The sequence below is a fragment of the Niabella sp. ZPM-14 genome (assembly GCF_055693045.2).
In genome coordinates this window covers 4,012,878-4,025,840 of sequence record NZ_CM181148.1, presented here as the reverse complement: position 1 = coordinate 4,025,840, position 12,963 = coordinate 4,012,878, and the positions used below count along the sequence as shown (strand labels likewise).

At 41.5% G+C, this 12,963-nt stretch carries 18 protein-coding genes and 1 pseudogene; 18 read left to right on the top strand and 1 reads right to left on the bottom strand.

The genetic code is table 11. From position 1 onward, the window contains the following. The first annotated feature begins 80 nt into the window (after positions 1–80). The 3 genes from ACU37H_RS17150 to ACU37H_RS17140 all read left to right on the top strand — a co-directional run bounded on the left by ACU37H_RS17150 (position 81) and on the right by ACU37H_RS17140 (position 2,495). Positions 81–1,049, top strand: coding sequence for an ROK family protein (locus tag ACU37H_RS17150; protein ID WP_472704803.1), 969 nt, complete (start codon positions 81–83; stop codon positions 1,047–1,049). A 225-nt stretch (positions 1,050–1,274) separates the two neighbouring features. Beyond that, positions 1,275–1,817: a VOC family protein gene (locus ACU37H_RS17145; protein WP_472704805.1), complete on the top strand. Its 543-nt coding sequence runs from the start codon at positions 1,275–1,277 to the stop codon at positions 1,815–1,817. A gap of 156 nt (positions 1,818–1,973) precedes the next feature. Continuing rightward, the gene (locus ACU37H_RS17140) at positions 1,974–2,495 is read left to right on the top strand and encodes a GNAT family N-acetyltransferase (protein WP_472704807.1); all 522 of its coding nucleotides are present in this window, start codon (positions 1,974–1,976) and stop codon (positions 2,493–2,495) included. A gap of 88 nt (positions 2,496–2,583) precedes the next feature. Here ACU37H_RS17140 and lipA read toward each other — a convergent pair whose 3' ends face one another. Beyond that, entirely contained in the window at positions 2,584–3,507 is a 924-nt protein-coding gene (gene lipA / locus ACU37H_RS17135; protein ID WP_472704809.1) for a lipoyl synthase, read from the bottom strand. 983 nt (positions 3,508–4,490) lie between these two features. On the opposite strand from lipA, the gene ACU37H_RS17130 reads away from it, so the two are divergent. The 15 genes and pseudogenes from ACU37H_RS17130 to ACU37H_RS17060 all read left to right on the top strand — a co-directional run bounded on the left by ACU37H_RS17130 (position 4,491) and on the right by ACU37H_RS17060 (position 12,822). Continuing rightward, positions 4,491–4,850 carry a hypothetical protein gene (locus tag ACU37H_RS17130; RefSeq protein WP_472704811.1) on the top strand — a complete coding sequence of 120 codons (360 nt, stop codon included), beginning with the start codon at positions 4,491–4,493 and terminating at the stop codon, positions 4,848–4,850. After that, complete coding sequence (locus ACU37H_RS17125; protein WP_472704813.1) at positions 4,847–5,092, top strand: hypothetical protein; 246 nt, start codon at positions 4,847–4,849, stop codon at positions 5,090–5,092. Before ACU37H_RS17130 ends, ACU37H_RS17125 begins: the two co-directional genes overlap by 4 nt. Before the next feature lie 231 nt (positions 5,093–5,323). Beyond that, positions 5,324–6,508: a S41 family peptidase gene (locus ACU37H_RS17120; RefSeq protein WP_472704815.1), complete on the top strand. Its 1,185-nt coding sequence runs from the start codon at positions 5,324–5,326 to the stop codon at positions 6,506–6,508. Positions 6,509–6,673: 165 nt separating this feature from the next. Next, entirely contained in the window at positions 6,674–6,979 is a 306-nt protein-coding gene (locus ACU37H_RS17115) for a hypothetical protein (RefSeq protein ID WP_472704817.1), read from the top strand. Then, positions 6,976–7,209, top strand: a complete 234-nt coding sequence (locus ACU37H_RS17110) for a hypothetical protein (RefSeq protein WP_472704819.1) — start codon at positions 6,976–6,978, stop codon at positions 7,207–7,209. The genes ACU37H_RS17115 and ACU37H_RS17110 overlap by 4 nt, the downstream gene beginning before the upstream one ends. 135 nt (positions 7,210–7,344) lie before the next feature. Next, positions 7,345–7,785: a DUF4279 domain-containing protein gene (locus ACU37H_RS17105; RefSeq protein WP_472704821.1), complete on the top strand. Its 441-nt coding sequence runs from the start codon at positions 7,345–7,347 to the stop codon at positions 7,783–7,785. 222 nt (positions 7,786–8,007) lie between these two features. Further along, the gene (locus tag ACU37H_RS17100; RefSeq protein WP_494407567.1) at positions 8,008–8,652 is read left to right on the top strand and encodes a hypothetical protein; all 645 of its coding nucleotides are present in this window, start codon (positions 8,008–8,010) and stop codon (positions 8,650–8,652) included. Between the two features lie 2 nt (positions 8,653–8,654). Then, positions 8,655–8,876, top strand: a complete 222-nt coding sequence (locus ACU37H_RS17095; RefSeq protein WP_472704825.1) for a hypothetical protein — start codon at positions 8,655–8,657, stop codon at positions 8,874–8,876. Beyond that, positions 8,869–9,261, top strand: a complete 393-nt coding sequence (locus ACU37H_RS17090) for a DUF1801 domain-containing protein (RefSeq protein ID WP_472704827.1) — start codon at positions 8,869–8,871, stop codon at positions 9,259–9,261. Before ACU37H_RS17095 ends, ACU37H_RS17090 begins: the two co-directional genes overlap by 8 nt. 80 nt (positions 9,262–9,341) lie before the next feature. Further along, on the top strand, positions 9,342–9,806 hold the full coding sequence (locus ACU37H_RS17085) for a glycosyl-4,4'-diaponeurosporenoate acyltransferase CrtO family protein (protein ID WP_472704829.1): 465 nt from the start codon (positions 9,342–9,344) through the stop codon (positions 9,804–9,806). A 66-nt stretch (positions 9,807–9,872) separates the two neighbouring features. Next, positions 9,873–10,613: a hypothetical protein gene (locus tag ACU37H_RS17080; protein WP_472704831.1), complete on the top strand. Its 741-nt coding sequence runs from the start codon at positions 9,873–9,875 to the stop codon at positions 10,611–10,613. A gap of 247 nt (positions 10,614–10,860) precedes the next feature. Continuing rightward, entirely contained in the window at positions 10,861–11,442 is a 582-nt protein-coding gene (locus ACU37H_RS17075; RefSeq protein ID WP_472704832.1) for an RNA 2'-phosphotransferase, read from the top strand. A 100-nt stretch (positions 11,443–11,542) separates the two neighbouring features. After that, entirely contained in the window at positions 11,543–12,352 is an 810-nt protein-coding gene (locus tag ACU37H_RS17070; RefSeq protein ID WP_472704834.1) for a hypothetical protein, read from the top strand. A gap of 100 nt (positions 12,353–12,452) precedes the next feature. Continuing rightward, positions 12,453–12,524 (top strand): annotated as a pseudogene (locus ACU37H_RS17065) (hypothetical protein); the annotation flags it as partial. A 31-nt stretch (positions 12,525–12,555) separates the two neighbouring features. After that, the gene (locus ACU37H_RS17060) at positions 12,556–12,822 is read left to right on the top strand and encodes a hypothetical protein (protein ID WP_494407617.1); all 267 of its coding nucleotides are present in this window, start codon (positions 12,556–12,558) and stop codon (positions 12,820–12,822) included. Positions 12,823–12,963 lie beyond the last annotated feature (141 nt).

The following is a 12,963-nucleotide window of genomic DNA, read 5'->3' as shown; positions in this document are numbered from 1 at the left end:
ATACGCTTTGCAGTATCAATGAGGTTTCGGTCATTATCGGTTCTTTGCTATACAAGAACTAATAAAAATAAAAAAGACACATGGGCGTTTACGATTTATCAAGGGAAATGGTGATCGGCATTGATATTGGTGGCACGAACACCAAATTCGGATTAGTAAATCACCGCGGACTGATTTTTGACAAAGGAGATATTAAAACAGACATTTTTCCGACGATTGACGAATATGTAGAAGCCCTATACACTGCGCTTCAACCGCTGGTTGAAAAATTCGAACAGGAGTATAAATTAAAAGGTATCGGCGTAGGCGCCCCCAACGGGAATTATTACACCGGCGCTATAGAATATGCGCCTAATCTACCCTGGAAAGGCACGATCCAGATCGCTGATATGATCAGCCAGAAATTTGGCGTTCCCTGTACCCTGACCAATGATGCCAACGCGGCGGCCATGGGTGAAATGATGTACGGAGCCGCGCGCGGCATGAAAGATTTTATCATGATCACGCTGGGCACCGGGGTGGGAAGCGGCATTGTGTGCAACGGTCAGGTGGTGTACGGTCACGACGGCTTTGCAGGCGAATTGGGACATATTATAGTTCGCCCCGGCGGCCGTAAGCACTACAGCACCGGGGCTCACGGGTCTCTCGAAGCTTATTGTTCCGCTACGGGTATTACTGTTACCGCTAAAAAACTGAGAGCCGAGAACCCTGGTTCCATCCTGAATGCGGTGCCGGAAGAATTGCTGGATTCAAAAGCCGTCTACGAAGCTGCTGAAAAAGGCGATGCCATTGCTCTTGAAGTGTTCCGGTACACCGGCCAGATACTGGGCGAAGCCCTGGCTAATTTTATCATGTTCTCCTCTCCCGAGGCGATCATCCTGTTTGGAGGCGTGATCAAAGCCGGCGATTATATCATGAAGCCGACCAAAGAACATATGGAGAAGAACCTGTTGCCGATCTTCCAGAATAAAGTGAAACTGGTATTCAGCGAGCTGAAGGAAGCGGATGCAGCCATACTGGGCGCAAGTGCACTGGTCTGGGAGAAGTAGAGAGCGGTCGGAAAGTCGGAGGTCGGAGGTCGGAGGTCAGAAGTCGAAAGATCAGGGGCCTCTGTTGAAAGTTTTCAGCGCTTCGACCATCGGTCATCCATCTTTCTTTAACCTTCTCCGGACTTCGGTCTTCCGTCTTCGGACTTCTTTCGTCTTCCGTCTTCGGACCTCTTCCGTCTTCGGACCTCGGTCTTCTTCGGACTTTTTCCGTCTTCCTCCTCAATTATGAGCAATTATACCATTCCATCACAAACCCGTATCGGGCATGTCCATTTAAAGGTGTCGGATCTGCAGAGGTCTTTGGACTTTTATGTGGGGTTGCTCGGGTTTCAGATCACAACGCTTTACGGATCACAGGCCGCATTTATTTCCGCGGGCGGCTATCATCATCATATTGGTCTCAACACCTGGCACAGCCTGGGCGGCGAGCGTGCGCCGGAAACCGCGCCTGGCCTGTATCACACGGCGATCCTTTACCCCACACGGAAGGATCTCGCTATTGCGCTCCGACGACTGATCGACGCTGAATACCCGATCACCGGCGCCGCGGACCATGGCGTATCGGAAGCGATCTACCTGGATGATCCCGACGGAAACGGCGTTGAGCTGTATTGGGACAGACCCAAAGAGTTATGGCCTGCAAAGCCAGACGGATCTCTGGATATGTATACGAAACGATTGGATGTGGAAGGACTGTTGGCGGAGGGAATGAGTAATAGACAATGGGCAATAAGCAATGGACAACGAACAATAGGCAATAAGCAATAGGCAACGAGCAAGGGACAATGAGCAATAGGCAATTAGCAATGGACAATGGACAATAAGCAATGGACAACGAGCACTGGACCGTAACGCAGCCTGAAAAACGTGACGGCCTTTAATAACCCGAACACTGTTTCTTATTCTTCATTACATGGCAACAACATGGAACAGATAAACATCAGACCCGTATCAATAGAAGATATCGGTCATTTACAACGCATTAGCATACAGACTTTCCGCGATACTTTCTCAGAAGTGAATACGGAAGAGAACATGAACCGCTATATTTCCGATAGCTTTTCCATCGATCGGTTGACTACTGAATTGAACAATCCGCACACGGCCTATTATTTCGCCACGCTTGGCACGGTCATCGCCGGATATATCAAACTAAACTTCGGTCTGGCACAAACCGAGCTCCGGGACGATCGCAGCCTGGAAATCGAGCGGATCTATGTCTTAAAGGAATTCCACAAACAAAAAATAGGACAACAACTCTATCAGAAGGCGCTGCAGCTGGCGAAAGAAAAGCAACTGGATTATATCTGGCTCGGTGTGTGGGAACACAATACGCGGGCCATCAACTTCTACGAAAAGAATGGCTTTACCGTCTTTGATCAGCACGTGTTCAAGCTGGGCAACGACGAACAAACTGATCTGTTAATGAAACGCGACGTAATTTGAGGGAACGTCCATCAGGAGATTAAGAAACAACAGCACTTAACCACCCGGACGCCTTAACGGTTTAACTATTTGAAGCTGATCCGGGAAATCAACCCTTCGCCTCGTACACCGCCAATTTGCTTTGCTCCCACTCCTTTCTTCCCAGGCCGGGAAATACATGCCTTTCGCTGTGATAAGAAGAACGCACCAGCGGGCCGCTTTCTACATAGTCCAATCCCATTTCATAACCGGCGTCCCTGTAATAAGCAAACTCATCCGGGTGTACAAAACGCTGTACGGGTAAGTGTTTTTGTGTGGGTTGCAGGTACTGACCGATCGTCACAACATCGCAGCCATTGTCTTTCAGGTCCTGCATGGTTTGCACCACTTCTTCTTTCGTTTCGCCCAGGCCCAGCATAATGCCGCTTTTGGTGCGCATGCCGCCTTCCTTCAGGGTGCGGATCACTTCCATGCTGCGCCAGTATTTGGCCTGGATCCTCACCTGGCGGGTGAGGCGCTCTACTGTTTCAATATTATGGGAGATCACTTCCGGTGCGGCGTCCATCACCGTTTGAATATCTTCTTTCTTTCCTTTGAAGTCGGGGATCAGCGTTTCCAAGGTCGTGCCGGGATTGAGCGTCTTCACGGCTTTGATCGTGTTGTGCCATATCTGCGCACCGCCATCTTTCAGTTCATCGCGGTCCACCGAGGTGATCACTGCATGTTTCACTTTCATCAAAAAGATCGCTTCCGCCACGCGCTGCGGTTCGTCATAATCCACCGGCAGGGGCCTTCCTGTTGCCACCGCACAAAATCCGCAGCTCCGGGTGCAGACATTACCCAGGATCATAAAAGTAGCCGTGCCCGCGCCCCAGCACTCGCCCATGTTGGGGCAGTTGCCGCTCTCGCAAATGGTATGCAATTTATGCGTATCCACCAGGCCGCGCACGTGCTTATACTCCTCCCCAATGGGCAGTTTGACACGTAGCCAATCAGGTTTCTTCACTCTTGTGGTAACAGGTAACTCCGTCATATGCTGCGAAAATAATGCTTTAAATTGACTGTTGGGGCTCTCAGCAGCAGAACATCTACCAACTGCAGTTCCGCCCCTTCCAGGCTCCGCTTCGCTCCGGCCCCGCTGTGGGCGCGGCTACACCTTACAGGCGCGGCAGCCCATGAACTAACAATATAGGGCATCGGTTTGTTCGCGGAAGGTTGAATGGTGGGTGAAGGTGGTTGAAGGGTTTAGGGTTTAAAGTTTGGGGGTTAAGGTTTGCGCGTTATTGATTGCGCAACGCGGGTTCGGTATTTATAGGATAAGTTATAATCGAAACGCTGAAAGGGATCGACGCAAAATAGATAATTTTCGTTTACTGCATTTTATTGATGTCAGGCAGTTTAATGGCATTTTAAAAATGTCTTTGCACGCTTCTCGTGGCGTACTAGTGAGCTTTCCCATCTGCGCATTTGATATTCATCAGGTTACCGTTTTGAAACAAAATAATACAAAATTCGGCAGTTTTTATTGCGCGTAAACTGTTGGGAACAAGTGTTTCCTATCAAAAAGACAGGTTGTTTAAGGTTTTTTTAAACTTGCGTATATTTGAGGGTTAGCGGCAATGCTAAAAAAACAGACACCAAAATTGAACAAATGAAAAATTATTTTTTGACCCTTTTTTATCTTTTCAAACTTCATTTTTGCACAAGACTTCAAACAAGAATTTGTTTCAAAAGACATTCATAATTTTTGGGAAGCTTATGATAAATAACTTCAACAAAAGACACTTTGCTTCAACAAAAATATTTCAAAGAACTTTATTTAGACAAGGGAACGGAGGGATTAAAAAGTCTTATCATCGTCAGAAATTATACTCAAAAGGAATTTTTAGATTACATAAATAATAGTCCTAAATTTTGGACTTCAATCAGAAATAATACTTTAAACATAGGCGAACTATATCCAAAATAGAAACAGATATTAAAAAGCTGAAATCACATTATCCTGAATTAAAACCAATGCCGATTTATTTTGCAATAGGTGCTTTTAGAACAGGTGGAACAATACACGAAAATAAAGTCTTAATTGGTTCAGAACTTTCATTGGCTGATGAAAATACAATCATAGATGAATTACCTGAATGGAGAAAGCCATTTTATCAAATTTATAAAGACCCAATTCAGGATTTAGCACTATTGTGTACACACGAATATATTCGTACAAATCAAAACAGACCAGTTGACAATCTTCTTTCAAATTGTATTTACGAGGGAATAGCCGAATTTATTTCTTGTGAAGTTACAGGAAAGAAATCTACAACACCTGCAATTGAATTTGGAAAAGCAAATGAAAGTGAAGTTGTAAAAACAATTTATTGAATAATGAAAAAATTACAATTCCAGAATTATATAAACTTGGTTTTGTTGAATATATTGAACAAATAGAATTGACTGAGGAAAATTTCGAAATATTAAACGACAAAGAAAATTATCATTTTCTAATTGGCGAGCGATTGACACAATTTTATAACGGAAATTTTTATTTAGATGGACAACCAGTACCAATAAATGTTGCTTATAGTATTGGCGGAATTCAGATCATTAAGAAAACAGAATTATAATAACAAACAGAAAATACTACACTCAACAAGGATTTGCCAAAAGCAGGGCTGAAGTTCTTCGATTGGGCTTTTGTACAAGGTTCGTTTTTAGATTGATTTCTAGTGCCCCGCCCTTGGCAATACCCGAAACGTTATTGGTAAACGTAAAAAGACAACACAACGACAAATGATGGGTATAGCATTACATAAACTGTCGACAGCAATTTTTAACAGGCCAAAAATAAAGAGCATATGAGATTTTCTTTGACATTAATGCTGAGTTTAATTTTGGCAGGAAATTCCATTTTGGCCCAGTCAAAATACCAAAAAGATTTTAGTGAATTCTGGAGAGATATAAATAATCATTATGCCTATTTGGAAAAACAAAATATTGATTGGAACAAGGTCAGAGAAATTTACGAGCCTGAGGTTGAAAAAATTTCAAATGATTACGAATTTATCAGATTTCTCGAGAACGTTTTAAACGAGCTTCATAACGGACATTCGTCTTTAAACACCAACCTGAGTACGTCGAATAGGCTGATTCCTTCAGGTTTAGATTTATATGTTCAAAAATTGGGAGATAGATTTTATATTAAGGATTTACGGAAAGGTTTTGGAGCAGATCTGTCGGGATTAAAAATAGGAATGGAAGTAAAACTTTTCAACGGAAATCCTATTGAAAAGCAATTGGAAAAATTTCTTCCAAGATACACCGAAAATCCTACCTCAAAAATGTACCAATATGCACTTAACATGCTTTTTGCAGGAACACACGATAAAAAAAGAGCAATTACAGTAATCGAAAATCGAAAAGCAAAAACTTATTTTCCAGTTAATTACGGAAATAGAGACGAATTGCTTTATTGTAAAGCAATGAACAAAAATACCGCTTACATCAAAATCAATAATTCTTTGGGAAAAAATAATCTGATCGCGGAATTTGACAAAACATTAGATAGCTTGTTTGAGTATAAGAATTTAATTATTGATTTAACAGAAACACCTGGAGGAGGAAACACGACAGTTGCCAGAGCAATAATGGGACGATTCACAAATCAAATGCTCCCGTACCAGATTCACGAGTTTGATGAAAAAGAATACCGAACCAAGCGACATTGGGTTGAATATGTAACACCAAGAAAGAAAATTTATAATGGCAATGTCTATATACTCGTCGGACGGTGGACAGGAAGTATGGGAGAAGGAATGGAGGTCGGGTTTGACGGAATGAATCGAGCTAAAATTATAGGAACCCAAATGGCTGGACTAATCGGAGCAGTTTCACATTTTCAACTTACCGAAACGAAAATTGGTTTTCAGATTCCGACCGAAAGATTGTATCACATAAACGGAACGCCACGAGAAAGTTTCTTACCTGAAAGCCTGACTCAAAACAGCGAACAGACCATGCAGAAAGTTCAAGAAATTGAATAAAAAACAGCCGCTAACATAGTATTTGCAGTATGGCGGCTGAAAGGTAGATGCTCATCTTTGGACTTCTATTGAACTTTTTTGCAAAAAATCCCCCACCTTCGCCAAGCCCAAAAACGTTACTTGCAACCAAAAGAGACGACAATCTAAATACAAGAATTTATACAATTGGAACAAAAGACCCAACAAATAAGGCAATTGACAGACCATCTTTTAGAAAAATATGGTTCAGAGAATATCATTGTAACGGACTATTGGGACGCTGACAATACAGCAATTGGACTTGCAGACAAAACAAAAAAATATACAGTTTACATCACTGACAGTGGAAGAATCGACAATGTGTTTTTTGTTTCGCTGGAAAACCCACCGACAACAGATGACTTTCCATATACACCCGGAGGTGATTTTGACAATTTATCCGCTGAAGAAGTTGAAGAAATCCTCATCAAACATTTAAAAATCACAGAATGACAGCCAAGGAAATTAGAGACATAATAAATAGTGAAACTATGGCCGGACCTGACATTAAAAATGTATTTGGACTTGACTTAACAAAGTGTTTAATCGAGCCTACAAAACAGAAATATAAAAATGCTAATGACTCGACCGACGTTTACGAATTATGGACTGTGCTTGAGGAAAATGAAAGGGGCTACAAAATTTATTTTGACGAAGAAACTAAATGTTCGGACTTGCAATAAATTCTATCAAAGACGAGTTGATTGACATCGGAGGTTATGGGACATTTTTGAAAACATTATACAAAGGACGATTATATCATTGCTTATTTGCCAGTAGTTGACGAACGATTCTATTTTGCAGTTTACATTAATACCATGACACAGGAGGTTACAGGTGTTGGAACAGAAGCATATAATCGGGTTTACTTCAGAGCGACATCAGAAAACTTATCTGTGGACGACTTAAGAGCAATGACGAATTTAATTCCAACCGAATTTTGGAATAAAGGCGATCTTAGGAAAAATGGAAAATCAAATCACACATTTAGCAATTTTGAAGTTTTGCCTAATCCAGAACCAGACGAGTTTGAAGACAAACTAAAAAAACTACTTGACTTCTTGGAGCAAGACAAAAACGGTATAAAAAGGCTTGTTGACAATGCAAATTGCTACATTCAAGTAGCAATGGACATTCATAACGCAAACGGAATGATTGGTGGACACAATATTGACACAGCCGACATAAGAAGAATGAACGACTTAAAACTATCAATAAGTTTTGACCTTTATGTACGCGGAAACAGCTTTATGGAATAGAACCACTACTGCTAACACGGTATCGCCAAAAGCGGGGCTGAAGTGCAAGCCTCAACTTTTGTGCTTCTATTCTGCCAAAGCGAATTTTATTCGCTTAAAAAATGTAAATTAGCTAATCAATTCGCTTCGGCTTTCGGAGTTGCAGAATTCAACATTTGTGCATTGATTTCCCCACCTTCCGCAATACCCGAACGTTATAGGCAACCTTACCGACACAACTCAATGACAAAAAACATAATCACATTTTTTATTATTTGCCTGACTTTAGCGGCTTGCGGACAGAAAAAAAGTATTCAAACTACCATCGGCTTGACAATTGACCCAAGCATAAAAAACGAAGTTGAAAAACACATTGAAACTTCCAAAGACTACGAAATGTTTAGCGACAAAATGCAAGTGTATTTAAACTCGGGCGACATTCAATCATACAAAAATGACAGTTTGATTTTTAGCTCAAAATTTGGCGAAAACAAAACACCGTTTAAATCTTTCTACTTGTGGCAAGGTGACACATTGACAATAGATGGAGCATATGGAATTTGGGGTGGAATTGGCTTTGGCGTTGAAATATTAAATGACACAGCAAGACTTTATCATATGCTTAGTTCTGACGATTTTCCAACTTGTGCCTACAATGAAAATGACAGCTTAATTTCCCGACTTGAAGTTCCTTGTACAGACACAAAAATTGTTTTATCTGAAATTCCCGATTCATCTAAAAAGCAAATTATTTATGGATATGTTGAATTTAAAAGCGGTAGCTATTTTGCAAGCAACGGCTCAACGGACGGACAAGAAATATTGCCAAGACAAAAACTGAGAAATAATATGAAACTATATTTCAAGAGCAGTAAACTTGACTTTTAAGAATGACGACAAACAAGACTGCCTATAACGTGGTATTTGCAATAAGGCTTCAAAAACACGGAACGCTACATAATGAACATCTTCAAGTAATAGCTCAAAGCATCATCAAAGGATTCTTCCATCATCGCCCGGCGAAAAAATTTTTGTCCTGTCAAATTCTTTCTGATATTTGGATGTGGGTAGCCCTACAAATCAATCCCAACCAACAACCCAAGAATGAATAAAGATATCCAGGTATACAACGTGCATCAGTCCGGGTCAGACAAAGATATTTGTACATTACTGTCTGAAATAATAGACCTCCGGCTTCCCGACGCTGAAAGCAAAATGTGGCACGCCCATCCGGTTTGGTTTTTAGAAGGCAACCCGACAGTCGGTTACTCCAAACAAAAAAAAGGAATACGATTGATGTTCTGGAGCGGCGCGGACTTTGACGAGAAAGGGCTTAACGTATTGGGCAAAAAATTCAAAGACGCATCTGTTTTCTATAACAGCGCGGAGGAAATCGACACTGCAGATCTGGAACGATGGCTTGACAAAAGCCGGAATATACAATGGGACTACAAAAACATCGTTAAACGAAAAGGAAAGCTGGAACGACTGAAATGACACACAACAAGCTGTTGTACTAAAACAGCAGGTAATAAAATAACTAAGCAAACCCCAACTCTCTGCAATAAAAACAACTGATGATTAAATATATTTCGTTCGGCATATCGATATCTTTTATATCCTGGATCGTCGGGATGATCGTGAATGGCATATTGCTGAAGACTGCATATTATGAGAAACTATCGGACCTGAATTTTATCCGGAGCAAAAAAGTGAATCAATACATAGGCATCGGGTATTTCCGGTGGATCGTGAAGCATACGTTTTTCAGGTTTTTCAATCCAAAAATCCAGGTAAAAGATCAAAGAACAGACCTGGTTGCCCTACGAAAAGAAATGACGATCGCTGAAATCAGTCATCTTATCGCGTTCCTGTTTGTGACCGTGTTTGCCATCTATAAGACCTTTACTCATAATTTATGGTTTGGGCTGGTAATCATGGTAGTGAATGTACTGATGAACTTATACCCTTCCCTGTTACAACAGGAAAACAAGCGCCGAATGGACCGACTGATCAGGCTAAAAATAGCAACAAAAAAATAAAATCTATCTAACTTCAAAACTATACGGACTGAGAAATTAAACGCCATCAAAGACCAAAAACCTAAAATGAAACACCTAAAACAACTATTTATAGCAGTCACGCTTTTGCTTTTTGCCTGTAACGCGAGACGCGGTAAAGACAAAACGCCTGACAAGGAGATCAATAAGGATACCATAGACCAGCCCATTAAGAGCCCGGAAGCTGTGAACGCCAACGAAAAATCAAACGAAGATGAAACAGCCCACATCAATAATGTTATTGCGCTGTTTAAGGAGAAGCATATCGACAAAATTTCCGACATCATCCGGTTTCCACTACGTAGAGAATATCCTGTACCACCGATTAAAAACAAACAGGAATTTAAACAGCGATTTAATCAGGTTTTTGACACGGTGCTCATTAAGAAAATTGCTGATTCAGAACCAGGACAGTGGTCTAAAGTGGGCTGGAGAGGAACGATGTTAGATCGCGGTATCGTATGGTTGGCCTATGACGAAGAAATGATAACGGCTGTGAATTATGAAAGCGCCTATGAGAAAAAACTAAGACAGCATCTTATAGCGAAACAGAAAGCAGCCGTACACCCGTCGTTAAAAAACTTCGAAAGTCCGACCTACAAGATCAAAACCAAAAAATACCTGATCCGGATAGACGAACTGCCCGGTTACAAATACCGATATGCTTCCTGGAAGCTGCATGAAAAAGAATCCTCGCAACCAGATATCATTCTTGAAAATGGGGTATTAGAGTTTGAAGGAAGCGGCGGAAATCATGTGATCACTTTTATTCAGGGTGATTATACCTAGCACGTTTACAGGAACGTTATCGGAGCGGAAGACTCGCCTGACATTACCCTCAAGATTACAAAAGATGACAAAACGATATTCAGTGAAGGTGGAACGTTGGTACTGGATTAGAGGCGGGGCGATAACCAGTTAAGCAATCAGGCAAGAATGACTCCTGCTTGTGTAGGGGTTTAGGAGCTGAGGTCGAATATAACTATTTGCTAAATTTGACCACAAATCGTTACAAGCCGTAAGTAATTAAACTAACATGATCAGTGACAAACAATCTAAAGACATCAGCAAGTTTCTCAGTCTCGTGCTGCGACACAAACCAGAAATAATAGGTATACAATTAGATCAGAACGGATGGGCCGATATTGAAGAGTTAATGGGCAGGTCAAATGATTACGGAGTGCGGTTTGACAGAAAGATATTGGATCACATTGTCGCAACCAATTCCAAAAAAAGATTTGCTTTTAATGCAGAACTCGATAAAATAAGAGCGAGCCAGGGACATTCTGTAATGATCGAGTTAGGGTACACGAGTCAGGAACCGCCTGAAATATTATTTCACGGGACAGGTGAACAATCCGTTCGCTCCATTTTGGTAACGGGGTTAGAAAGGCGAAGCAGGCAGCATGTTCATTTAAGTGCAGATCCGGAAACAGCTTTGCAAGTGGGAACGCGACATGGAAAACCATTTATTTTTAAAGTGTTTGCCTCAAAAATGCATCGCGATGGTTTTCGTTTCTTCATATCTGATAACGGTGTTTGGTTGACAGACGATGTACCTGCTCCTTACCTGGAACCACTTGATGAGAAAAATCATACTACAGGAATGAAGTTTTAAACGCATCGTTGACGGGCTCGGCTAGGCCTATTTTTTTAAGTTGGATATAATTTACACTCCAGCTGCTCCGCTTCGGACTAATTAAATAAAAAATGACAAAATGAATAAACTATTGACCTGCTTGTTTATCGGATTGACGAGCATTATTTACGGTCAAAACTCAAAAGATCTCCATTTTGACGTGGCAGACTTCAATAAGAAAATGGAAGTCGCAGAATGGTTATGCGAGTATGATATGATCGCTTGGAAAACTTCGGACAGCGTTATGGCGCAGGATAAAAAAGATCTACAAAGACTGGGGAGTGACTGGTTTTGTTTTAAGAAAAATGGAATCTGGCACGCCGTATACGGGAAATTTGAAAACAATCAATTTGACCTTGTGTTTCATTTTCTGGCAGACGACAAAGGGCAGATAAGAAGAACCGCTGCAACGATCGACACCACTATACTTCACAAATACTCACGGGCTTTACAAACGGCTACTAAAGAAGTGAAGGCGCTTAAGGATACCGTCCATTTAAGATTTAATCAATACATCAAAGAAAATGAAAATCGAACATTTACAGTTTGGATTTTACCGGCCTTTCAACCCAATAGCGTAGCTGTATATGGTGGTGAGTTCATTTATACCATTGACCCCTCAGGTACAAAAATACTTAAGGACGATAGTTACTACCAAGGTGCATTTTACGGATTCAAAGTGGACAAACCTCAAGAAATCCGGTTAAATTATCAGGAGGCCGAAAAACCGACATTGGGAGCAGTTTTTTTTGCCTGGTATTATAAGCCTTACTTTGAAAAGATTATAATTGACAACTCGACAAGCATAAGCACACCATTAAAATCCGGCGACATTTGGAGTTGGATACATATTGAAAAAAAACAGGGAATGCCGGAAAAAATGGAGTAACAAACCTCACTTTTTAAAAGTAACAGGCTTGTAATCTCTCGGGAAGTCCGAAAAAAGCGACCCGCAGCCTCACGCCTATGTTTCACCTGTTCATTATGACAAACGTGAAAACGTTCCCACCTGGGACTACATTGCCGTGCCATGCATATGGGAAAGCGAAAATCCTTCATGACGAATCTAAAAAAGTAGCAGCAATTGAGGAGATGATCCGGTTGTATGAACCGGAGTATCGGCAACAATGGGCGCGACTTCCGGAGAAATTTAAAACAGGAATGCGCAAAGGGATCGTAGCCTTCGAGCTTGAGGTAACAGACCTGCAGGGCCGGCAAAAGCTTAGTCAGAACAAAAACAAGGACGAGATTGGCAGGATTGTCAAACACCTGGAGCAAAGCGAAATTGGTGTTGAAAAAGATCTGGCCGCGTACATCAGAAAAGCAGACTCAACAACTAATCCACGGAACCCCGGATAACATATCGCAGGCTTCACTGATACGATAGAATAAAACTTGGCACCAAGGCGCACGGGAACAACTTAGCGACCGCAGTATAGACGTCGTGATCGGTCCCTATCATTGTCGCATTTGTACCGCCGCAACTTCCACTGAAATAAG